The 23,513-nt window shown below is 52.5% G+C and carries 22 protein-coding genes; 8 read left to right on the top strand and 14 right to left on the bottom strand.

Going from position 1 to position 23,513, the window contains the following annotated elements:
• Positions 1–79: 79 nt before the first annotated feature.
• From erpA to rplM, 6 genes are all read right to left on the bottom strand, one after another.
• Positions 80–430, bottom strand: coding sequence for an iron-sulfur cluster insertion protein ErpA (erpA, locus tag LPB67_RS01255; protein WP_262835249.1), 351 nt, complete (start codon positions 428–430; stop codon positions 80–82).
• An 85-nt stretch (positions 431–515) separates the two neighbouring features.
• Entirely contained in the window at positions 516–905 is a 390-nt protein-coding gene (locus LPB67_RS01250) for a polymer-forming cytoskeletal protein (RefSeq protein WP_262835248.1), read from the bottom strand.
• A gap of 11 nt (positions 906–916) precedes the next feature.
• On the bottom strand, positions 917–1,639 hold the full coding sequence (locus LPB67_RS01245) for a DUF6776 family protein (protein WP_262835247.1): 723 nt from the start codon (positions 1,637–1,639) through the stop codon (positions 917–919).
• Positions 1,639–2,676: an N-acetyl-gamma-glutamyl-phosphate reductase gene (gene argC / locus LPB67_RS01240; RefSeq protein ID WP_262835246.1), complete on the bottom strand. Its 1,038-nt coding sequence runs from the start codon at positions 2,674–2,676 to the stop codon at positions 1,639–1,641. Before argC ends, LPB67_RS01245 begins: the two co-directional genes overlap by 1 nt.
• Before the next feature lie 133 nt (positions 2,677–2,809).
• Positions 2,810–3,202 carry a 30S ribosomal protein S9 gene (rpsI, locus tag LPB67_RS01235; RefSeq protein ID WP_188566679.1) on the bottom strand — a complete coding sequence of 131 codons (393 nt, stop codon included), beginning with the start codon at positions 3,200–3,202 and terminating at the stop codon, positions 2,810–2,812.
• 9 nt (positions 3,203–3,211) lie between these two features.
• Positions 3,212–3,640: a 50S ribosomal protein L13 gene (gene rplM / locus LPB67_RS01230; protein WP_262835245.1), complete on the bottom strand. Its 429-nt coding sequence runs from the start codon at positions 3,638–3,640 to the stop codon at positions 3,212–3,214.
• A gap of 567 nt (positions 3,641–4,207) precedes the next feature.
• On the opposite strand from rplM, the gene LPB67_RS01225 reads away from it, so the two are divergent.
• Complete coding sequence (locus tag LPB67_RS01225) at positions 4,208–4,663, top strand: OsmC family protein (protein WP_262835244.1); 456 nt, start codon at positions 4,208–4,210, stop codon at positions 4,661–4,663.
• Positions 4,664–4,713: 50 nt separating this feature from the next.
• Here the strand turns inward: LPB67_RS01225 and LPB67_RS01220 are convergent, their stop codons facing one another.
• The 4 genes from LPB67_RS01220 to LPB67_RS01205 form a co-directional block, all read right to left on the bottom strand.
• Positions 4,714–5,496 (bottom strand): BPSS1780 family membrane protein, encoded by a 783-nt coding sequence (locus LPB67_RS01220; protein WP_262835243.1) that lies wholly within the window; start codon positions 5,494–5,496, stop codon positions 4,714–4,716.
• Positions 5,496–6,458 carry a homoserine kinase gene (locus LPB67_RS01215; protein WP_262835242.1) on the bottom strand — a complete coding sequence of 321 codons (963 nt, stop codon included), beginning with the start codon at positions 6,456–6,458 and terminating at the stop codon, positions 5,496–5,498. Before LPB67_RS01215 ends, LPB67_RS01220 begins: the two co-directional genes overlap by 1 nt.
• A gap of 28 nt (positions 6,459–6,486) precedes the next feature.
• A complete protein-coding gene (locus tag LPB67_RS01210) occupies positions 6,487–6,963 on the bottom strand; it encodes a hypothetical protein (protein WP_262835241.1) in 477 nt (158 codons plus the stop codon).
• 137 nt (positions 6,964–7,100) lie between these two features.
• The gene (locus tag LPB67_RS01205) at positions 7,101–7,838 is read right to left on the bottom strand and encodes a TIGR00730 family Rossman fold protein (RefSeq protein WP_262835240.1); all 738 of its coding nucleotides are present in this window, start codon (positions 7,836–7,838) and stop codon (positions 7,101–7,103) included.
• A 13-nt stretch (positions 7,839–7,851) separates the two neighbouring features.
• On the opposite strand from LPB67_RS01205, the gene polA reads away from it, so the two are divergent.
• The 6 genes from polA to LPB67_RS01175 all read left to right on the top strand — a co-directional run bounded on the left by polA (position 7,852) and on the right by LPB67_RS01175 (position 14,793).
• Positions 7,852–10,659 (top strand): DNA polymerase I, encoded by a 2,808-nt coding sequence (gene polA / locus LPB67_RS01200; RefSeq protein ID WP_262835239.1) that lies wholly within the window; start codon positions 7,852–7,854, stop codon positions 10,657–10,659.
• Positions 10,660–11,179: 520 nt separating this feature from the next.
• Positions 11,180–11,878 carry a hypothetical protein gene (locus LPB67_RS01195; protein WP_262835238.1) on the top strand — a complete coding sequence of 233 codons (699 nt, stop codon included), beginning with the start codon at positions 11,180–11,182 and terminating at the stop codon, positions 11,876–11,878.
• Positions 11,879–12,011: 133 nt separating this feature from the next.
• Positions 12,012–12,365, top strand: coding sequence for a hypothetical protein (locus LPB67_RS01190; RefSeq protein WP_262835237.1), 354 nt, complete (start codon positions 12,012–12,014; stop codon positions 12,363–12,365).
• Positions 12,366–12,604: 239 nt separating this feature from the next.
• Positions 12,605–12,994: a PA2779 family protein gene (locus LPB67_RS01185; protein WP_262835236.1), complete on the top strand. Its 390-nt coding sequence runs from the start codon at positions 12,605–12,607 to the stop codon at positions 12,992–12,994.
• Positions 12,991–13,944, top strand: a complete 954-nt coding sequence (locus tag LPB67_RS01180; RefSeq protein ID WP_262835235.1) for a PA2778 family cysteine peptidase — start codon at positions 12,991–12,993, stop codon at positions 13,942–13,944. Before LPB67_RS01185 ends, LPB67_RS01180 begins: the two co-directional genes overlap by 4 nt.
• Before the next feature lie 84 nt (positions 13,945–14,028).
• The gene (locus LPB67_RS01175) at positions 14,029–14,793 is read left to right on the top strand and encodes an integrin alpha (RefSeq protein WP_262835234.1); all 765 of its coding nucleotides are present in this window, start codon (positions 14,029–14,031) and stop codon (positions 14,791–14,793) included.
• Positions 14,794–14,824: 31 nt separating this feature from the next.
• Here the strand turns inward: LPB67_RS01175 and LPB67_RS01170 are convergent, their stop codons facing one another.
• Positions 14,825–15,730, bottom strand: coding sequence for a LysR family transcriptional regulator (locus LPB67_RS01170; RefSeq protein WP_262836131.1), 906 nt, complete (start codon positions 15,728–15,730; stop codon positions 14,825–14,827).
• A 159-nt stretch (positions 15,731–15,889) separates the two neighbouring features.
• On the opposite strand from LPB67_RS01170, the gene LPB67_RS01165 reads away from it, so the two are divergent.
• Complete coding sequence (locus LPB67_RS01165; protein ID WP_262835233.1) at positions 15,890–16,648, top strand: SDR family NAD(P)-dependent oxidoreductase; 759 nt, start codon at positions 15,890–15,892, stop codon at positions 16,646–16,648.
• A 288-nt stretch (positions 16,649–16,936) separates the two neighbouring features.
• Here the strand turns inward: LPB67_RS01165 and LPB67_RS01160 are convergent, their stop codons facing one another.
• From LPB67_RS01160 to LPB67_RS01150, 3 genes are all read right to left on the bottom strand, one after another.
• The gene (locus LPB67_RS01160; protein ID WP_262835232.1) at positions 16,937–18,385 is read right to left on the bottom strand and encodes a DUF4139 domain-containing protein; all 1,449 of its coding nucleotides are present in this window, start codon (positions 18,383–18,385) and stop codon (positions 16,937–16,939) included.
• A gap of 358 nt (positions 18,386–18,743) precedes the next feature.
• Entirely contained in the window at positions 18,744–20,015 is a 1,272-nt protein-coding gene (locus LPB67_RS01155) for an amidohydrolase family protein (protein WP_262835231.1), read from the bottom strand.
• 475 nt (positions 20,016–20,490) lie between these two features.
• The gene (locus LPB67_RS01150) at positions 20,491–23,307 is read right to left on the bottom strand and encodes a M16 family metallopeptidase (protein WP_262835230.1); all 2,817 of its coding nucleotides are present in this window, start codon (positions 23,305–23,307) and stop codon (positions 20,491–20,493) included.
• Between the last annotated feature and the right edge of the window lie 206 nt (positions 23,308–23,513).

Raw genomic sequence — 23,513 nt, 5'->3', positions numbered from 1 at the left:
TTGCGCAACAATGCACTGAATTTATTTCAGGCGTAAAAAAAGGACGCCGTAGCGTCCTTTGTTGTCTTATACCTGCGCTTTATGCTGAGAACGAAGATCCGCAACCACAAGTCGTTGTTGCATTCGGATTCTTGATTACAAACTGCGCACCTTCCAGATCGTCTTTATAATCGATCTCGGCACCGACCAGATATTGGTAGCTCATCGAATCGATCAGCAACTGCACGCCGTTCTTGGTCATGGCAGTATCGTCTTCATTCACGATCTCATCGAAGGTAAAACCGTACTGAAAACCCGAGCATCCGCCCCCCTGGACAAAGACGCGCAGTTTCAAATCGGGATTACCCTCTTCTTCAATCAATTGCGCCACTTTGGCGGCCGCACTTTCAGTAAAAATAATCGGTGCTGGCATTTCGGCTACGGCATTCATTTCGTGCTCCTACTGTTCTGACAAGGCTTCATTATAGACCTATATCGATCTACGTGTTTTGACGCGGCTAAGTCTTAAGCTACTCTTAGCTATGCGATGAGGCGAGTTTCAAGACCGGCTCTGCGGCTTGCTCATGGGTCAATTTACCTGACACCAGTGCACCGTTCATCATTTCCAGCGCTTTGTAGTGCACATCGCCCGAGATACGCGCTTTCGGCTGCAATTCCAGCAATTCGGTTGAAAACACCGGGCCATTGATTTCCCCATTCACGACCACATGCCCGGCGCGCACTTCGCCGTCGATTTTCGCTTGCTCGGAAATGACCAGCATGCTGGACTGATCCACGTCTGCGATGACATTGCCTTTCACATGGCCGTCGATGCGCAAGCCGCCTTTGAAGTGCAGATTGCCCTCAATGCTGCTGGATACGCCGATCAGGCTATCGATTGTATTTTTAACTTTACGACTAAACATGGAAAAACCCCTTACAGATTAATCGATTGCTGGGCGCGTAACTGGCCTTTGTCCATGACTTTGGCCTGTAGCGATTTTACCGTTGCGCCTTCCGGTAAAGTGATCACACCTTCGAGGCGTTGATAGTATCTGAATGACAACTTCAACTTACCCGCCTCGCCCGTCCTGGGGTCAGGGAACTGCATCATAACAGGTTTGCCGCCCTGCGCCAGCGTCAGGGATAATTGCAGGTCGCCGGCAAAATCGCGTCCGCCCTTGCCGCCCTGCATTACCAGAACACGGTAACGCATCTGATTCGGCGCAACCATTTCCGCCTTCACCCTTTGCAAGGTAATGCCTTCAGGCCCGGTGGCCGATGGCATCAGGCTCTCAAAAAATGCCAGGTCATCTTTCAGTTTCAGGTTTTCAGAAGTCAGGTTCTTGACTTGATCGGCCAATTGCTTTTGCGTCGATTTCTCGATATTTTGCTGGCTATCCGAGGTATTCACCTGGGCGGCGAGTTTATCACGTTCGATTTTCAGTTCATCGAGCTGCTTGTGCAAGGCCTCGACTTCTTCCGGTTTAATCTTAGGGCCGAATGCAAAATTGCGGCCCAAATCATAGGTCCACAAGGCGACCGCGCCTGCCAGACCAATAATCACCGCGACGATTGCCAGCTTGACGGGCCAGGGCTGATCCTGGCGTATCGTCATTTTCGAGGCGACCAGACGTCGCTGCCCTAAGCGTCGGCCCATTAAGGCATTACCGCAACATGTTTCAGGCCGCTGGTTTCATCGAGTCCGAACATGATATTCATACATTGCACGGCCTGGCCAGCAGCCCCTTTGACCAGATTGTCCTGCACCACCAGCACTACCACGGTTTTACCGTTATTCGGCCGGTGCAAAGCCAGGCGCAACATGTTGGAGCCTCTGGTGGAGCGGGTTTCCGGATGGCTGCCAAACGGCATTACATCGATAAATGCCTCATCTTTATACGCATCCTCAAACAGCGCTTGCAAAGCGTCGTTACTGATGTCCCTGGTCAAACGTCCGTACAGCGTCGAATGCATGCCACGTATCATCGGTACCAGATGCGGCGTGAACAGCAAATCGATCCGGTCGCTGCTCATGGCCTGCAATTGCTCTATGGTTTCCGGTATATGGCGATGCCCGGAGACGCTATAGGCTTTAAAGCTATCGCTGGCTTCCGAGAACAGCAAACTCATCTCGGCCTTGCGACCGGCGCCCGAGACCCCCGATTTGCAATCAGCGATCAGATTGCCGGCATCAATCACACCGGCTTTTAATAGGGGATAAAAACCGAGTTGCATGGTCGTTGGATAACAACCAGGATTGCCGATCACGCGCGCATTTTTGATCCTGGCGCGATTTAATTCGGGCAAGCCATACACGGCTTCTTTCAGGATCTCGGGACAGCTATGCGGCATGCCATACCATTTCTCAAACTGGCTGACATCTTGCAAACGAAAATCAGCGGCCAGATCGATGACCTTGACGCCGGCAGCCAGCAAGGCCGGTGCTTGCGCCATGGCGACACCGTGTGGGGTAGCGAAGAACACCACGTCGCATTCCGTCAATTTTGCCTTGTCCGGGGAAGAAAACGCCAGATCAACATGGCCGCGCAAGGATGGATACATCTCGGCAACCGGCAAACCATCTTCTTTACGCGAGGTAATCGCTGTCAATTGCGCAGCAGGATGGGCGGACAATAAACGCAGCAGTTCAACACCCGTGTAGCCGGTGCCGCCGACTATGCCTATTTTGATCATCGTATATTCCTAGACAAAAATTTTGTTCGTATTCTAGCAGCAGAAAGAGTCCGCAATTGTAAATAGGACGCCAAAATGGAAAAAAGCCGCCAGGCTATTAACCTGACGGCTTTTTGAAACAGAGTCCGCGAGATTAACGCTTGGAGAACTGTTTTGCGCGACGTGCTTTGCGCAGACCGACTTTTTTACGTTCAACTTCGCGGGCATCGCGAGTAACGAAACCGGCTTTTGACAGCTCTGGCTTCAATGTTGCTTCGTAGTCGATCAAGGCACGGGTGATACCGTGACGAACCGCACCGGCTTGGCCGGATTCGCCGCCGCCGTGGACGTTAACCATGATATCGAAAGTTTCGAGGTGGTTAGTCAATTCCAAAGGCTGACGAATAACCATCAAGCCAGTTTCACGAGAGAAATACTCATTGGCTGGTTTGCCGTTCACAACGATCTTGCCGCTGCCGGATTTCAGGAATACGCGAGCAACTGCGCTCTTGCGACGGCCAGTTCCGTAGTTGTAATTACCGATCATGGCGAGTCCTTAGATGTCGAGTACTTGAGGTTGCTGCGCAGTGTGCGGATGAGTTGCCTCAGCGTACACTTTCAGCTTCTTGATCATCGCGTAGCCGAGTGGGCCTTTAGGCAACATGCCTTTAACTGCCTTCTCGAGTGCACGGCCTGGAAAACGCGCTTGCATTTTCTGGAAATTAGTTTCGTAGATACCGCCTGGGTAGCCGGTGTGACGGTAGTAAGTCTTGTTCAGAGCTTTAGTACCGGTAACACGCAGTTTACCTGCATTGATTACGACGATGAAATCGCCCGTGTCAACGTGAGGAGTAAATTCAGGTTTGTGCTTGCCGCGCAAACGGAGTGCCACTTCGCTGGCAACACGTCCGAGTACTTTGTCCGTCGCGTCAATCACGAACCAGTCGCGCTGCACTTCATGTGCTTTTGCGGAAAAGGTTTTCATGATGAATCCTAGTAAGAGTTAAAAACGCCCTGTAATCTTGGTTGCTCTGGTGGTTCTGCCGTCCCTGCCTGGCAGACTCTCCCTTGTAACTTCTCTCTTGGGCTAATAGAGAGTCGGAAATTATAGTATTTTCAAAGACTTAGTGCAAGCATTGTTTAAAATGTGAGCACCTGAACGACGTAAAATACGGCGAAAAGGCAAAAAAAAGCCCGAAGTCTGAGCTTCGGGCTGAATCCACCTAGGAGGCGGAGGAGACAATTGCCTGGTGAGCTACAACAATTTTGCAAACACTTTGTAACTAACCGATGAGTCAATAATAGGACAATAATTTGTGCAGTGCAAGGTAAAAAGATCAGAATATTTTCATATTTTTACAATTTAATGAAAATTTGCTCACGAATCATCCAGATTTACAACATTTCCGCTTCTCTATCAAAGTCTCAACTCCGATTAATCCTTATCCGTCACGGCTTCCACTAAAATTGTGTCCCTATGCCATTTGCCATGCTGCGTTACAATTGGCCACGCAGATAGATTCATTATTTTTTTAGTTAGGCGAGATCAATCATGGAAGCAACAGTACGTTGGACAGGCTTGTCAGGCATGTCATTTCTGGCAGAAACAGGTTCCGGTCATGCGGTCTTGATGGACGGCGCGCCCGATGGCGGCGGCCGCAACCTGGCGCCGCGCCCGATGGAAATGGTATTACTCGGCACGGGCGGCTGCACTGCTTACGACGTGGTACTGATTTTGCGTAAAAGCAAGCAGGATATCCGGGGCTGCGAAGTCAAACTGCAAGCCGAGCGCGCCGAGACGGAACCTAAGATTTTCACCAAAATCAATTTCCACTTCATCGTCCGCGGCCGCAATCTGAAACCGAATCTGGTCGAACGTGCGATTAAACTCTCGCATGAAAAGTATTGCTCGGCTTCGATCATGCTCGAAAAAACCGCCGCGATGACGCATACCTATGAAATTGTTGAAGACCTGGATCTGCCATCCGAGCATCAGGCAACTGAATAAAGCGGCATAGACAAACGAAAAAGCGTCGCCAGGACATGGCTACGCTTTTTTTATTCTGCGTTGAGCTGGTCATGCTTCCCAAAGATATGGGTATAGGGCGGATAGAACGAGCAATACATGACCACCGTCAGCGCCAATGAGACCGGCATCATGATGATCACGACGGCAATGGCCTTGCCGACGATCACGGCCACCATCAAACTCAAGATCATAGGCAATAACACGCCGAGCCCAAGCCAGGCCAGGCCATACACGGCAAACGCCTTACCCGCGCCGCGCACTGCAAAAAAGCTATAAAACACCGCCTTGCCAACGCCCATGTTTTGCCAGGCGACCAAAGGTGCGGCGAACCAGAACGCCATCAGGGCCGGCAAATACACGACCGCGGAACACAGCATGCCCCAGAACATCGCGGCAGCCGGCATGCTCTTCGGGTCTTGCGGGTTAATCGGTTTTTGGCTGGTCAGAAAATCCCAAAATGCGCCGCCATCCACCAGCGCCGATGCCCCGATCGCCACTATCGCTGCGATCAGATAAAGCAAGCCCAGCATCAATAAACGGGGTAAGGCGGGCGAGCGGAAGCCTGTCAGCAAGACGTTCGGATGGACCCGCTGACCGGCCTCGATCTGGCGGCACGCCTGCATGAAGCTCATCGAAAACGTCGGCACTAAAATCAAAGGCAGGAACTGGCCGAGAACCGGAATCAAACCTATGCCCATGGTCAGGAACATGTACGCAAAAAACAGCGCCAGCATCTCTACCGGTTGCTTGCGAAACAGTTGAAAACCTTCTTTAACCCATGACCAGCCGATATCGGAATTCAGTTTCATCATCATGCCGCCGGTAAGGACGGTGCATTGTACGACTCGCGCAAACGCAAAATCCGCTCAAAATGACCGGGATCATGCGGCGTCAGCATCTCTGCATCGCGCGGCAAATAAAAATCGTACAGCCGCGACAACCAGAAGCGCAGCGCTGCCGCACGCAACATAGGCTGCCATGCAGTGCGCTCCCCTTCGCTGAACGGCCGCACCGCATGATAAGCCGCCAGCAAGGCCGTCACTCTCGCCTCATCCAATGCGCCTGTAGCAACTTCAATACACCAATCGTTGACCGTCACCGCGACATCGAAAATCCAGGTATCGCAACCGGCAAAATAAAAATCGAAAAACCCCGTCAACCTATCGCCGTCAAACATCACATTATTGCGAAACAAGTCGGCATGCACAGGACCGTTCGGCAAACCGCGATAAATCGCCGTACTGGCAAAGGTTTCCTGATAATGCATTTCAGCACGCAACAAATGTTGATTCGCGTCGGATAAAAACGGCAGCACTACCGGCGTCGTCGCATTCCACCAGTCGAGGCCGCGTAAATTCGGCTGGCGCAGTTCAAAATCTTGCGCCGCCAAATGCATGCGCGCCAGCATCGTCCCGACCTCGGCGCAATGCGAGGGCGCCGGCGACATTTGCGAACTGCCTTCCAACTTACTCACGATCGCCGCCGGTTTGCCGTGCAAGGCCACCACCAGTTCCCCCTGATCGTTGGCTATCGGAGCTGGCACCAGCACGCCGCGATCTGCCAGGTGACGCATCAATTTCAGGTAAAACGGCAATTGCGCAAAGCTCAGGTTTTCGAAAATCGTCAGGACGAATTCGCCGGATTCTGTCGTGATAAAAAAATTGCTGTTTTCAATCCCGGACGCAATCCCTTTGATTGCCAATGCCTGACCAAGAGGGAATTGCCTCATCCATGGACGAAGATCATCCAGACTTACCGATGTAAATACTGCCATTTTGCGTAGGGTGATTAGCTGATATGAATTATTTTTTTACCGGCTTGCTGGCCGAGGTGCTGGCAGCCGAACTGGCCGCAGCGCCCGCTACCGTTGCCGCCGGGCGCGCCGGCGCGGGCGGTAAAGTAGGGACAGGCTCGACTTCCTTGCTTTCTTTTTTACCGCCGAATTGCAGCACCGACCATTGCGCACCGCGGTTGGCATCGCCCTGAACCGTGCCCTTCGGCGCGTTGCCGATTTCCTGATTGGGCTTCACTATATAATTACTCTTGCCCGCTTTGACCTGGACTTCAGTAACTTTGCCGCCGACCCGTTTTTCTGTGGTTTGATTTTGCTTTTCTGGTTTCGCAATCTTGACGCCCGTTTCTGATACTTCTTCAATTTTCTCCAGCTTCTGTGGCGAGGCATCGGGTTTGGAAGCCGTCTGCGCGATGGCAGAAAAAGGCAGCAAAGCAGCGCTCATGCATAGCAGAGCGGCAGTAGACGTGAGGGGCAGGTTTTTCATGATAATCACTTTAAGCGTGTATTCATTGAGTATGAAGCGTGCCGCCATTGTAACAAAGCAGCGTGCGCGCTCCCAGTAATATCCCCGGGGATGCTCCAGGGATCGTCGAAACAACGAAGTTTCCGCACCAATCCAGACTACAAATACAACAAGCGCTGCCGTTCTTCATCGGAAGGCTCAATATCGCGCGCTTCATAAAACGCGAAGATGGCATCGACAATATTCGCCGGTTCATCGATCAACTGCACCAGGTTCAAGTCGCCATGCTCGATCATCCCATTGCCTGCCAGTTGCGTATTCATCCACTCCAGCAGGCCGCGCCAAAAGCTGCTGCCGACCAGAATCACGGGAATATGCCTGGTCGTGCCGGTCTGCACCAGGGTCAACACCTCAGTCACTTCATCCAGCGTGCCGAAACCGCCGGGAAACACCACATACGCATCGGCATATTTCACAAACGCCACCTTGCGCGCAAAAAAATGCCGGAAGGTCAGCGAAATGTTTTGCCAGGGATTGTTTTTCTGCTCATGCGGCAATTCAATATTCAAGCCTACCGAGGCTGAAGTGCCTTCATAGGCGCCTTTGTTGGCAGCTTCCATAATTCCCGGTCCGCCGCCTGAAATCACCGCAAAACCCGCATCCGACAAGCGTCTGGCCACATCCACGCACTTCAGATAATCAGGGTGCTCGGCGGCGGTTCTGGCAGAACCGAAAATCGTCACGGCGGGACCGACGCCGGACAGCCGTTCGGTAGACTCGATAAACTCTGCCATAATCGTGAACATATGCCAAGATTCGCGCGCCTTGAGCGCAGTGGCTTTATCGCCGGCAAGCATCTGGCGTAATTTCAATATCCTTTTTCCGCGGTCACTCATTACCGTTATCCTTATGCAAAAAACCTTGTTATTAGTCGATGGGTCCAGCTACCTCTACCGCGCTTTCCACGCCATGCCCGATCTGCGCAATGCGCAAGGCGAACCGACCGGCGCCATCTACGGCATGATCAATATGTTACGCCGATTACGCTACGATTATCCGGCCGCGTATATGGCCTGCGTGTTTGACGCCAAGGGCAAAACTTTCCGCGACGATCTGTATGCCGACTACAAAGCCCAGCGCGCGCCCATGCCGGATGACTTGCGCCTACAAATCGAACCTATCCACGAAGCCGTGCACGCCATGGGCTGGCCGATCCTGATGGTCGAAGGCGTAGAAGCCGACGATGTGATCGGTACGCTCGCGGTCGAAGCGACATCGCGCGGACTGAATACCATCGTCTCGACCGGCGACAAGGATCTGGCGCAACTGGTCAATGCCAATGTCACCCTGATTAACACCATGAGCAATGAGAAGCTCGACGAAGCCGGCGTCCTCGCCAAGTTCGGCGTACCGCCGAACCGTATCATCGACTACCTGACCCTGATCGGCGACACCGTCGACAACGTCCCCGGCGTGGCCAAATGCGGCCCGAAAACTGCCGTCAAGTGGCTGGCCGAATTCGACAGCCTCGATGGCGTGATCGCCAATGCCGACAAGATCAAGGGCGTGGTCGGCGACAACCTGCGCCAGGCATTGGACTGGCTGCCGCAAGGCCGCGTCTTGATCACCGTCAAAACCGATTGCGATTTATCGGCACACCACATCTCGATCGACCAGTCGCTGATCGCCAGAGAAGAGAGCAAAGAAGCCATGCTGGCGTTCTTCACACGCTATGGTTTTAAGAGCTGGTTACGCGAATTGTCCGGCGATCCGACTGCGGGCGCGACACCGCTTAAACCTGCGGCGAACACCGGCAATTCCATGAATGCCCAGGCTGGCTTGTTCGGCGACGAGGATAACTCTGCCGCATCAACATCAAAGGCATCGCCCGCCATTTCTGCAGCACCCGCAGTGACGCATTACGACACTATTTTGACGGAAGCCGCACTCGATCAGTGGCTGACGAAAATCAATCAGGCCGCACTGACTTCCATCGACACGGAAACCACCTCGCTGGAGCCGATGAATGCGCAAATGGTCGGTATCTCGCTGAGCTGCGAACCTGGATCAGCCGCGTATATTCCGCTGGCGCACAGCTACCCCGGTGCGCCGGAACAACTGAGTCGCGAGTTTGTCCTGGCCAAGCTCAAACCCTGGCTGGAAGATGCCGGCAAACCCAAGGTCGGCCAGAATCTCAAATACGACAGCCATATTTTCGCCAATCACGGCGTGGCTTTGCGCGGCATAGAGCACGACACGCTGCTGCAATCGTATGTGTTTGAATCGCATAAATCGCATGACATGGACAGCCTCGCGCTGCGCCATCTCGGCAAAAAAACCATCAGCTTTGAAGAAGTCTGCGGCAAAGGCGCATCGCAAATCTGTTTCGACCAGGTCGATCTGGAACGCGCCACCCAATACGCGGCAGAAGATGCCGATATCACGCTGCAATTGCATCTGTCCATGTGGCCCGAAGTGGAGCGCGATGCCAAGCTGCTGCGGGTCTATCGCGACATCGAATTGCCGACCTCGGTCGTGCTGCAAAAAATCGAGCGTAACGGTGTGCGTATCGACCCGGACAAACTCAATGCCCAATCGCACGAGATCGGCCTGCGCTTGCTGGAGCTAGAACAAAAAGCCTACGAACTGGCAGAGCAACCGTTCAACCTGAATTCACCGAAACAACTCGGTGAAATTTTCTTCGGCAAACTCGGCCTGCCGGTCGTCAAGAAAACGCCGTCCGGCGCACCATCGACCGACGAAGAGGTCTTGCAAAAACTCGCCGAAGATTATCCGCTGCCCAAGGTCCTGCTCGAATATCGCGGCCTCGCCAAACTCAAATCGACCTACACCGACAAGCTGCCCAAGATGGTCAACGCCAACACCGGGCGCGTGCACACCAACTACGCGCAGGCAGTCGCGGTCACCGGCCGTCTGGCATCGAACGACCCCAACCTGCAAAACATCCCGGTGCGCACCGCCGAAGGCCGCCGTATCCGCGAAGCCTTCGTCGCACCGGCAGGCAGCCACATCGTCTCCGCCGATTATTCGCAAATCGAACTGCGCATCATGGCGCACATTTCCGGCGATGCCAGCTTGCTGAAAGCCTTTGCCGATGGCGAAGACGTGCACCGCGCCACCGCCTCCGAAATCTTCGGCGTCACGCTGGCGGAAGTCAACAGCGAACAACGCCGCTACGCCAAGGTCATCAATTTCGGCCTGATCTACGGCATGAGCGCGTTTGGTTTAGCGGGCAATTTGGGCATAGAACGCAGCGCCGCCCAAAGCTACATCGACAAATACTTCCAGCGCTACCCCGGCGTCGCCCAATACATGGCCGACACCCGCACCCAGGCCAAAGCCCAGGGCTATGTAGAAACCGTGTTCGGCCGCCGCCTCTGGCTGGCAGAAATCAATAGCCCCAACGGCCCGCGCCGCCAGGGCGCAGAACGCGCAGCGATCAACGCGCCGATGCAAGGCACCGCCGCCGACCTGATCAAACTCGCCATGATCGCCGTACAGAACTGGCTAGAGACCGACCAACTCCAATCCAAAATGATCATGCAAGTCCATGATGAACTGGTGCTCGAAGTGCCGGACGCGGAACTGGAATTGATCAAACGCAAATTGCCGGAATTGATGGCGGGTGTGGCGGCTTTACATGTGCCGTTATTAGCTGAAGTCGGCGTGGGGAATAATTGGGAAGAGGCGCATTAGTTGGATTGAATTTCAAAACCAATACCGCAGTGCTGGTGCGCCTGCTGGCGGCATTTCGTGCCACGAGGCACATGGGGATTGCGGGTTTGGGTTTTAACCACATAATTGCTCCACGATTAAAACTGTGTGAATTTGTAGTGTTCGCCATGCGCACCGATGATGCTAACAAGAGTGAAGCGGTGCGCATTAGTGCATGCGTTTTGTAGGTGCGAATAGCGTCAGCGTATTCGCACGCATGATTCGATTTTAGAGCAACATGAGTTGTATGTGAAACATGGAATATATATGCACAAACTTTGCTTGGTTTGTTCAACGATTCCATACGTGCGAATACGCTGACGCTATTCGTACCTACGCGGGCTATGGGTACGCCAACGCCAAAACGCATAGTGGCCGCAAATGACGTATGGTTTGTGCAAGCGGCTTAAGGCGATTTATCAGCGATCGCTATTGCCTCACATTTAATACATAAAAGCCGTCGGGGCAGGCGCAAAAACGCGGAAATTTGAGGAGATTAGACATGTGGTTGCGACTACTACAGTTACTTGCAGTATTTATATTTTATGCATCAACAAATTTGCAAGCCAGCGAATTGATGGCGGTCCCCAAAATTGAGCCTTGTGTGCGCGAGTGCAACTCAATAACAATATCAAAAATGAAAAATTTAGTCGCAAGTGTAAGGAAACCAACAACCCCATTAGAGATATTGGCCAACGTCAAATTCGCGTTCGATCATCATCTGATGTTGGATGAAAATTTTTTGACGGAGTCGAATCTTATACACATGTTCGGTGGCGGCGACGTCAAATTGAATCGCTCTTCCGATGGCGTATCCGGTGAAGTATTCAATTTCGGAAAAATGTTTAAGAGCACGATCAGCGGTAGCGCAGAATTCCCAGGATTTTCTTTGGCGTTCAATAGAACACTAAAGAACGTTACCAGTATCGAAACTCGTTTTTTCATGCACATCAGCGTTGATAGTGAATATACGTTTGAAGAGGTTGAGCGAGTTCTTGGAAAAGGATGGAAAGAGACGCCACGATTGATTTTTTTTGAGACAAGAATACCCCCACCTACAAATCCGCATGGCAACGCTCATATTGAATACGATGTACACGACGGTCGAATTGACGGGAATATTGAAATATTTTTTGGACCAAATGGAATGATGGAAGTCGCCGACTTCAAGGAAAAAATAAATAATGACTGTGCAAATTAATCAAAATAAATTTTCCCCCGCTTTCAACGCCTTTTAATGCAGAATTCGCTTGATCTTCAAGACAGTATCTACGGACTGAACTCTATCCAATAGAGCGTTTAATTCATCACTCAATTCAATTTCAAACTCCAAAATGACAACAGACACAGACATCCAATTAAGCGGCCCATTCAAAGCCATCGACGCCAGTGGCAGCAGCCACAACATCAAAGCGATCCGGATTTTTGATGAAGGCTACGGCATCATCGATGTCTACATCGACTTTGCTGCGCCGATAGAGAATGGCCTGTACAACGATAAAGTGCTGCTCAGTCAGATCATGACAAGGTTGCGTGAACTCGGCTATGTCGGTCCGGACTTTGGACATAGCGATCTGGGCCTGCAAGAAAGAAAAATGATCGTGCTGGAAGCGCCGGAAGAGTTTTGCGTATTCGCGGCGCGCCACGGCTGGAAAAATCTTGCGGAAGAGTTTGACGACGAAGAGTGAAGGTAAGCGTAGGCAATGTTGTCCGGCTTGATTACCCCCCTTTTTATCCGATTTGTTACGATTCGTAATCGCTGCTTGCCATGCCCGAATGCTTCAACGATAATCAGAAAATAAAAGGTAATGGCTGGTCTTTCATGCAATCAGATTCCGTCAGATGTCCTCCGCACTACGCACTATTACCCAGAAGTTTGGCAAATGATGCCAAATCAATTTTATCTATATTTTCAGGAGAGAATTTTATGAGCGCTTTTAAACGACTGGTGTCCGCCACGATGATCGTGACAACAACGCTGGTTGGCATGCCAATCGCCGCCCACGCAGAGATCGTGCCGACGGATGAAAGCATGTCCACCACAGTTTCTGCCGCGAACCGCGAACGGGTGACAAATTTTTTCAATCGCGCGGATGTCCGTAACGCCATGCAACAACAAGGCGTCAACGGCGATGCGGCCCTGGAACGCGTGAATGCCATGTCGGATGCCGAGGTAGCCCAACTCGCCGGCCGCATCGATAAAGCACCTGCTGGTGGAGAAATTTTAGGCATTATCTTCACGGTGTTTATCATTTTGCTGGTGACCGATATTCTGGGTTTGACTAAGGTGTTTCCATTTACCCGTTCGGTAAGATGATACGACGCGTCTTTCGACAAATCTCCCCCGCGATTGCGGGGGTTTTTGTTTTAGCTGTGTTGACATTGGCGGGATGTGCGACGCCGCAGATGCTCGACCTAGCCGGGCATTGGCCCGCTGATCTTCCTGCACAAACGGAGATGAAAGACGTACCGTTTTTCCCCCAGGAAGAATTCGAGTGCGGCCCCGCCGCCCTGGCGATGGTGCTGCAGGCGGCTGGCGTCCAGGTTACGCCCGACGCCTTGGTAGGGCAGGTCTATTTGCCGGGACGCAAAGGCTCATTGCAGCTTGAGATGCTGGTTGCCAGCCGCCGCAATGGCGTGCCGGGGTATGTGATCAGCCCCACCATAGAAGCGCTGTTGCGCGAGGTGGCGGCGGGGCATCCGGTATTAGTTTTCCAGAATCTGTCGCTGCCGGTTTATCCGGTATGGCATTACGCCGTTGTCATCGGATTTGACCGCGCCCGTAATCAACTCATCTTGCATTCGGGCCGCACTGCACGGGCGGAAATGTCCTTGTTCACCTTTGAGCGCACCTGGGCACGCGGCGACTACTGGGCGATGGTGGCGCTGGCGCCGGATCGCCTGCCCGCCACGGCAGAGGCGGAGCGCTTCGCTGCATCTATTGCGGCATTGGAACGCAGCAATCCGCTGGCAGCGCAAACCGCGTATGCCACGGCGTTAAAAAAATGGCCGGACCATCGCACTTTATTAATCGGCGCGGGCAATACGGCGTATGCCTTAAAACTGCTGCCGCTAGCCGCCGACGCTTATCGGGCGACGCTGCAGATGCATCCTGACTTTGCCGATGCCTGGAACAATCTGGCACAAACTTTACTGGATCTGGGACAGCGTCAAGAAGCTGCTACGGCGATTGCGCACGCGGTTGCGCTGGGCGGTGTTCGATTGCCGCAATATCTTAGTTTGCAGCGTAAGATCGACGGAGAATAACGTTCTCGTGCGTCATGGGTATGGCTGACCTGATCGCCCTGCAAATTCAATTCATCGAAAAATACGACGTCTGTTAGGCCTATTATGAAAACTATCAAGCAACTTCTCATTTTGTTGATCACCTTATTGCCGGCTGCCTTGAACCACGCAGCCGATAAAGAAGTCGGCGTCTTGCTCAGATCGGGTGAATGGAGACAAGGGGTCGGGAGTTATGGAGTGCCGAAACGATTTGAACAGTTGTTGCCGTCCAAATGGCCTAAAGATCAGTGGTATAGCTTGATGATCAATGGGAATACCTTACAGATTCAGGCGTCGTCAGCTAAAGAAAAGAATCTCGATTGGCTGAAAGAAATTATCCGTCAAATCCCCGACAAGAACGGTGTTTCAGAAGCTGACGCTGCAGAGCAGCAGAAGCAAGAAACCGACAGCATCATGTATCTGCGCGTACCCGGCTCCAATATCAAGGAAGGCAAGCATCCTTTGTATATGTTTAAAAACGGCAGTAATATCTTAAACCCCGAACTCGATTATCAATACCGTTTAAGCCTGAATGGCGTGCCGTTTGGCATGCGGGTACAAAATGGCCTCAAAGGAAAAAATGGTGCGCCCTACGGCGAAGGTGCGACGTATTTTATTGAATACGACGGTAAGCAATTTGAATATGCTCTTGGTTATTTCGGCTGGGCCTCGCGCGTGGTAGGAATCAGCGATATCGATGGCGACGGCTTCCCCGACTTCATTATCGAAATCGACGGATCGAATAGCGGCGGCGCGATGATTTTGCTGTCATCCACGGCAAAACCTGGAAAAAATGCGCCTACTGCATCGCTGCACTCATGGGGCTGTTAAGTATCTTGACCCCGGCACTGCCATGCAAGATTCAATCCGACGACGTCATCAGATACGCTGCCATCACCTCGGCGATCCAGTTCATCAATCGTTGCGTGCGTTTGGGCAGATGTCGCCGGTTTGCATATAACAAAGAGACCGGCATCGCTTGTGCCGTGTAAGCAGGCAAAATTTCAACCAAGCGTCCTGCCGCAATCAGCTCGCGTTGCATGCCGATCACCGGTACCTGGATAATGCCAAAACCCGCCAGACATGCGGCTTGATAGGCGTCGCTGTTATTGACCGTGATACTGCCGCTCATCTTCTGGGTTTTGTTTTGTCCATTCTCGACGTATTCAAATCCCACCGGCTTGCCGCCAAAGTTGGACGTGTAATGAATCAGGCGATGCTGACGCAAATCTTCCAGCGACTGCGGCGTACCAAAACGCGCCAGATAATCGGGACTGGCGCAATTGATCTGTCGCAACTCGCCCAACTGCCTGGCGATCAGCGCGCTCTCGCCCAGACTGCTGAGCGCGCCGATGCGCATCACGCAATCAAAGCCCTCCCTGACCAGATCGACGCGGCGGTCGGTACTGCTGATTTCAATCTCCAGCTTCGGCAAACCTTGCAAAAATTCCGGTAAGCGTGGAATCAGAATATAGCGCGCCACACCAATCGGCAGGTCGATGCGCAAGCGTCCGCTGATCTCGCCCTCGCCTTGCTGGAACATGGCCTGCAACTCATCCATGTCGGCCAGCATGTCTTTGCTGCGCTCGTAGAACAGGACGCCGTCCTGCGTCATCTGGACTGTGCGCGTGGTGCGATTCAGCAAGCGGGTGCCGAGCAGGCTTTCGAGCTGCTTGATCGCTATGGAGATGCTGGCCTTGGGCAAACCCAGGCTGTCCGCTGCCTGGGTAAAACTGGCGAGTTCAGCAACCCGTACGTAGATTTGCATGGCTTCCAGACGATTCACGGCAATCCTCCTCGTTTTTTATTGTTCGTACAAAACGAACAGTGCAATCATTTTAACTGTCTTTATGTCGCCTTATCGAAGTTATACACTGCCTCCATCCCAAACAGCTTGGGCAATACACATTAACCAGGAGTAGCAAAAATGACGCAAAAAATCGCTCTTATTACCGGTGGCAGTCGTGGCTTGGGCAAGAACGCGGCGCTGCAACTCGCGCAACAAGGTGTCGATATCATCCTGACCTACCAAAGCAAGGCAGCCGATGCCTTGGCGGTCGTGGCAGATATTGAAGCGCTGGGTCGCAAGGCGATCGCTTTACAACTCGATGTGGGCCAGGCCGCCAGCTTCCCCGAGTTCAGCAATCAAGTGCATGCTGCTTTGAACCAGACCTGGCAACGTCAGCATTTTGATTTTTTGGTGAACAATGCGGGCATCGGCATTCATGCGACGTTCGCCGAGACGACCGAGGCGCAGTTCGATCAATTGGTGAATATTCAGTTCAAGGGGGTGTTTTTCCTGACCCAGGCTTTGCTGCCTCTGATCGCAGACCATGGCCGCATCTTGAATGTCTCGACCGGGCTGACCCGCTTCGCCCTGCCCGGTTATGCGGCCTACGCGTCGATGAAAGGGGCGATCGAAATCCTGACCAAATATCTGGCGAAAGAACTGGGGGCGCGCGGCATCGCGGTGAACGTGATCGCACCGGGCGCGATTGAGACCGACTTCGGCGACGGGGCGGTCAGGGACAACAATCAGTTGAATCAATTTATCGCCGGCCAGACCGCGCTGGGTCGCGTCGGCTTGCCGGATGATATCGGCGGCGTGATCGCGTCTTTGTTGTCGGACGGCAGCGGCTGGATCAATGCACAGCGGGTGGAGGCATCGGGCGGTATGTTTTTGTAAGTCGATAACTCAACTACTCAATCAACTACTCAAATAAATAGGACTTACGGAAAAACCAGAATCTCTCACCACCGAGACACAGAGAAAAGCAAGAGGAAAGGCTCTATGGCGCGTTGATATGAAAACGAATCCGCAAGCCGGGTGCGCCTGTTGGCACGAAACGCCCCTGAAAGCCGCATCCAGCCTGCGAGTTCCATGCGAATAGAGGTAAGCGGTTTGCGTGAGTCCCAATAAAAAGTCAGGCAATCCTTGCCTGACTTTTTATTTATCTGCTGGCGTTGATACGACTCAATATTTGACCAGACTGCGGTAAGTCAATTTCGTTGATCCTTCTGCCGGCACGCTAATCTTCCAGACAGCGGTATTGCTGGCGCCTTTGGTGTGCGGATGACTTTCGCTCAGGACTTGCCAGTCGCCCGGCATCGGCTCTTGTACGGTGACGACGACGGCTTCTTTTTTGGCATTTTTCAACACGAGTTCATAGGCACTTTCAAACACATAATTGTATTTGCCACTGCCCGCAATCTTCTTGAAATCGGTTTGCTTTTTATCGGCAGTGACGTCAAAGGCGTCACCGAGTTTCAAGCGCACTTTTTCATTTTTTGGCGTGTGATCGACGCTGTCTTCTCCGATGAATTGCGCATTGCCCGCATTATCTTTTTTGTACACACGGATTATGCCTTTTGGCAAAGGCATGCCGAGATGGGCGCTTTCTCTATTATCAAATTCGACGAAGACACCGACTTTGATTTTTTGTCCTAAATCGCCATAGCTGCTTTGGTAGTAATAATCATTGCCGCTCAATAGCAATTCCTTCCGTACCGGCACGCCGGACGCCGACAACAGGGCGACTTGTTTGGTCTGGTTCTCGGCAATCGTGGTCGGGCGGCCGAGCGTGTACAAGTGATATTCAAATAGCGATTCTTCCGCCATATCATTTCTTGCCTTGGCAGGCGGTGCGGCGGCCATTGCCATGGCACGCACCTGGCCTTCGAACTTTGGCTTGACTTGATTGACGTCGCCCGCGACCAGTTGCAGTTTAGCGTTGCGATAGGTCGCGCCGCTCGTATTGGTCAGGGTAACCCAGCCCGAGATATCGAGCTTGTCATCGGTGGGATTAAGCTCAACCACATAGTCAGCGCGCCATGCCAGACCGGCAGTGAGATAACTGAGTTCCACGTCCTGCTGTTGTGCACCGGCATTATCCAGACTCATCACCAGGGTAGGACGATCGCGCAGATTCGCCGGCACGTCGCCGTAGATAATGCGGCCAGGAATGCCGGTCTCTATGCGGTCGCCGATTTTCATCACGACGCCGCCATTGGCCGACAAGACTTGCGCCGCCTCGGTGGTTTCTTGTCCGGTCGCGGTGTTGGTGCGGATGACATGCACATTCCGCCCTACATATTTTTCCAGTAATTTTTGCGGCGTGAGCAGGTCAAAATCAAAATTCTGCTCCAATACCGAGAGACTGCCCGGCGCTGTCACGCTGCGCAGCAAGGCCGTCTCCGGTCGCATTCTGGCGCTGACATCGCGGAATGCCAATGCCGATGCGCCGTGCTTCAACTGCAATTTGCGCTGGTCTTTCACCAGCGCCAGATTCTCGTTATAAATCGTCACCGCGACTTCTTGTTGATCGTTCAGGGTGCTGCGCTGCTCGTCGTTCGGCACCGCTTGCGCATAGGCGCCTCCAGCGAGGGAAAGCAGTAATAAGCTGGCTGAGATAGGTCGACGCATGAATAGCCTCTCTTTTAGTGACGGGTGTGAGGTAGATGGACGCAATGACTTTATGTCAAGAGCGAAAAGGATGCAAGGAATTAGAGCGATGGCAAGAAACAAAGTTCAGGTCGCCTGAACTTTGTGCTGAGATAAATGTATGGGACTTACGCAAAAACCAAAACCACTCACCACCGATGCACGGAGACACAAACACACAGAGAAAAGCAAGAGGAACTGGCGGCGTGTAAATATGAAAGCCAATCCGCAAGCCGGGTGCGCCTGTTGGCACAAAATGGCTCTGAAAGCCGCATCCAGCCTGCGGGCTCCATGTGAACCGTGGTAAGCAGCTTAGCGCTTTGCGTAAGTCCTGATGGAGTTACTTGAGACGAAAATCAACTTGCGCAGGCCGTCCCGGCAAATTCAGACTCGCCTGTGCTGCGGGACTTTGGCTGATGACCTTGCCGCGCCGTATCACGAAGCGACGGGCGGCGCGCAGACGGATGGCTTCGATGGTATTGCCCGCATCCAGAATCACGAGATCGGCATTGCCTCCGGTTTTTATCCCATAGTTCTCCAGGCCGAGGATTTGCGCCGGCATCTCGGTCACCGCGGCGTAGCATTGCTGCATGGCCTGCTGTCCCGTCATTTGCGCTACGTGCAGCCCCATGTGGGCGACTTCCAGCATGTCGCCCGAACCCAGGCTGTACCAGGGATCCATGCTGCAATCCTGACCGAACGCCACCGTGATGCCGGCTGCCAGCATCTCTGGCACGCGGGTCATGCCGCGTCGCTTCGGATAGCTGTCGTGACGAGCTTGCAGCGTGATATTGATGAGCGGGTTGGCAATCGCCGCCACGCCGGCCTCACGGATCAGCGGTAATAGTTTGCTGACGTAATAATTGTCCATCGAATGCATGGAGGTCAGGTGTGAACCGGTGACTCGGCCCTGCATGCCCAGACGCTGGGTGTGATACGCGAGCGTCTCGATGTGGCGCGACAATGGGTCGTCGGATTCGTCGCAATGCATATCGACGCGACAGGCTTTTTCTGCGGCGAATTCACACAGCAACTTGACCGACTCGGCCCCCTCAGCCATGGTGCGTTCAAAATGAGGAATGCCGCCCACCACATCGACGCCCATCGCCATCGCCCGCTTCAGGTTATCGAAAGCGGTAGCGCTGCGCAAGATACCGTCTTGCGGGAAGGCGACCAATTGCAGGTCAATATACGGCGCCACGCGTTTTTTGACTTCCAGTAAGGCCTCCACTGCCAGTAGGCGATCGTCGCAAATATCGACGTGCGAACGGATCGCCAGCAATCCGCGGCCCACCGCCCAATCGCAATACTGCATGGCGCGTTCGACCAAAGCCTCTTGCGTCAGCAGTGGTTTGAGTTCGCCCCACAGCGCAATCCCTTCCAGCAAAGTACCCGATTGATTGACGCGCGGCAGTCCGTAGCTGAGTGTTGCATCCATGTGAAAATGCGCATCCACAAAAGGCGGGGAAACCAGGTCGCCAGCAGCATCGATTTCCTGGCCGGCTTGCACAGGCAGTGCGTGATCGAGTGCGACGATACGTCCCGCTTCTATCGCGATGTCGATATTGCTGCGACCATCTGGCAAAGTCGCATGTCGTATGATCAGATCCATGAGCGTCCCTGAGGTTGTGGATGAGGATAATTATGCATGAAGTTTGCGCGCTATATCCGGTAACTACGCTGCATGATGTTCCTATTTTCAGTTAAGGAAAAATACGATCCGTCATCCCTGCGTCATTGGGAATCCGGTGCCTTCCCAATTTGATTGGTACGTATTGGTACATATATAGGGCTTACGCAAAAACCAAAACCTCTCACCACAGAGACACGGAGACACAGAGAAAAGGCAAGAGGAAAGGCTTCATGGGGTGCTGATATTAAAACGACCCCGCAATCCTGATGCGCCTGTAGGCACCAAATGTCTCTGAAAGCCGCATCCAGCCCGCTGGTTCAATGTCCATGGTGGTAAGCAGCTTGTCGTCTTGCGTAAGTCTGGATAGAAAAAGAGCAGAACGCAGAACATGCCGCGGACTGCTCTAGTTTTACAGATAAGACGGGTGATCGATCTAAGTTGCAGCGCGCTTGACTTACTTCTCCGGATACATCACCACTTGTACATAGTTATTCAGATTGAAGTAAAGTTTCGCCGCTTCTTTGATATCGTAGACCGTGATGTCATTGAGCCTTGCTTCGTAATTCAATATCTCGGCCATGTCGGTACCGTACAAGACCGCGTCCTGAAGATTGCCCAGCCAATACCCATTGGTACGCATTTGGGCCTGACGTTCCTTGAGCCAGTTCTGCTTTACTTTGCTCAGATCGGATGGCAGCGGACCCTGTATTTTCATTTTTTCGATTTCCGCAGACATGGCGGCGATGACCTTATCTACATTATCCGGACCGCAGGGCAGCATGATACCGATACGATAGTTTTGATAAGGCGTGCGACCGAGTCCGCCGCTCATATTTCCGCCATAAATCAAGGCTAATTTTTCCCGCAAAATATCGGTGATGCGCAGATTCATGACATCGATCATGGCATGGAACCGTAAATTTTCCTCAGTCGAATAATGAGCGTTACCAGTGAAATTCATAGACACTCTGGCTTTTTGCTCGGTACCGGCTTTAACCTCTGTCTTGACGATTCCCGCTACCGCACGCACGCCCAGATCCTTGTAGGTAACGGCAATATCAGGCGTCGGTAAATTGGCGAGGTAGGCCGTAATCAGCGGCTTGATTTGATCGATTTCAAAACTACCAACGATGATGAAGGTCAGGCCTTTCGCGCTGCTAAAACGTTCGCTAAAAATCGCCATCGATCTATCCAGATCAATCTTAGTAAAATCCTCCGGCTTGGTTGTCAGTACCAGGCGCGGATGCTGATTGAATAAGGTCGAGATCAGTGCATCGTTGAATATCGATTCAGGACTGGCCATGGTATTTTTTGTCGCGTCCTGCGCTTTACTGATGTATGCCTTGAATAACTCCTCATCTTTGCGAGGGCTGGTCATTCTCAGATATAACAATTGGAACAGGGTTTCAACATCAGCGCTGCCTGCGGTGCCGCTAAAACCCTCCGTGTAGAAGCCGCTATTGGTCTGCAAATTGGCGAATTTGCCCGCCAGAATTTTCGGGATATCGGTAGGCGAGAAAGTTTTCAACCCCATATTCCAGACGATGGCATTGGCGTAGCGGGCGTTGAAATTATCTTTATCCTCATACAGCGATTGCCCGCCAAAGCGCGTCGCCCCCATCACAAGCTGATCGTTTTTAAAATCGGTGGACTTGAGAATGACTTTGACGCCGTTTGACAACTCCAGTTCAGACAGATCTAACTTTTTATTATATTTTTCTGCGACGATGCTGCCGGCCTTTGCAGGACGTTCCATCAGATTGGCTGCCAGTTTTTTTTCTGCGCTCATGACGACAGGCGTTTTTTGCGCAGCATCGACCAGTTGCAGTAGCGCCGTATCGGAAGGTGCGGGCACGTCTGTCTTGTCCGAGCCCATGTACACCACCAGTTTTTGCGCCTCGCCAGGTATCGACTGGCGTGCGTAATTATTTACTTCGGCCAGGCTGATTCCCGGCAGCAGTTCATTGGCGTAGGCGAATTCATTGACGATACCGGGGATCGTCTCCTGTATCAGGAAGTGACGAATATATTCAGCTGCATAAGTCGCAGAATTAGTTTTATCGCGCTCGTTATAGGCATTTTCCAGATTGCGCAGCTGCATTTTTTTGACGCGCTCCAACTCCTCGTTGCTAAAGCCGAATTGGCGCGCTTTTTCATTCTCTTGCACTACCGCACGGATCGCCGGCTCGACTCCACCCCGTCCCAGCATGGCATACGAGGAATACGATTCATAGCCTGGTGCTAATAACCCGACTGAACTTGACGCACCCAAAAACGGCGGATTCGCTTGCTGTGTCAACTCTTGCATGCGCTGTGCCAGCATGTTGGCTACCAGTCTTTTAATCATGCTCTGACGATAATCGGCGATGCTCGTGTTGGGAGTCGCGGCGCGAACCGGATAGCGGATCAGCACGACGTTATTGGTCGCCTCTTTGTCGGTGATGACCAGCCCCCTGGATGCTGAACGATCCGGGATTTTGGCGTAATTGCGCGGACGTTCTTTTGCCGGGTTTTTCAGCTGAGAAAAATGTGCGTCTATCATTTTCTCCGCCTGCGCCGGATCGATATCGCCAATCACCACGACCGCCATCAAATCAGGACGGTACCAATCGGCGTAAAAACGTTTAATCGCATCGTAGTTGAAATTCTTAATAACGGCTTCTTTGCCTATCGGCAAACGCTCGGCATATCTCGATCCGTTAAACACTTCCGGCAGCAGCACCTTGTTCATCCTGTCGCTGGCACCTTTACCGAGCCGCGCTTCTTCCAGGATGATGTCGCGCTCCTTATCGATATCGGTGTCGTTCATTTGCACACCTTGGGCCCAGTCTTGCAATACCAGGAATCCCGTCTCCAGATTTTCTTTCTTGTCAGTGGGAATCGGCAGGATATAAACGGTCTCGTCAAAACTGGTATAAGCGTTCAAGTCGGCGCCGAACTTCACGCCGATAGACTGCAAATACGAAATCAGTTCATGCTTTTTAAAATGACGTGAGCCATTAAACGCCATGTGTTCAGTGAAGTGGGCCAGACCTTGCTGATCATCGTCTTCGAGAATAGAGCCGGCTTTGACGACCAGTCTCAGTTCAACATGCTGCTCGGGTTTGGCGTTTTTCTGGATGTAGTAGGTCAGCCCGTTGGCCAGCTTGCCCAGCTTGACTTGCGGTCCTACCGGAAGAGGATCCGACAAGTTGATCGCCGCCTGTGCGGACAAGCTGAGTGCAAGCAGAAGCGCAGCGGAAAAGGCGCGCTGCATCAATTTAATTATCATCGTCTACTCAAATCAAGGAAAGAGTGCAAATAATACAATAACAATGCCCTCGTGATTGAATGTGTTGTAGACGATGGCTAGAATTCGGGTCGACTCATAATGAAACCGGACGGTGTCGGTATTGCGAAACTTTGTAACGACGCGATGCGCTCGAGTATGAGGTTTTAGAAGTCCCCCCATATTGAACCCGCAGGCCGGATGCGGCT

The sequence above is a fragment of the Undibacterium sp. Jales W-56 genome, from assembly GCF_025548535.1.
Classification (GTDB): domain Bacteria; phylum Pseudomonadota; class Gammaproteobacteria; order Burkholderiales; family Burkholderiaceae_D; genus Undibacterium.
This window is presented reverse-complemented; position numbering and strand designations above follow the sequence as displayed.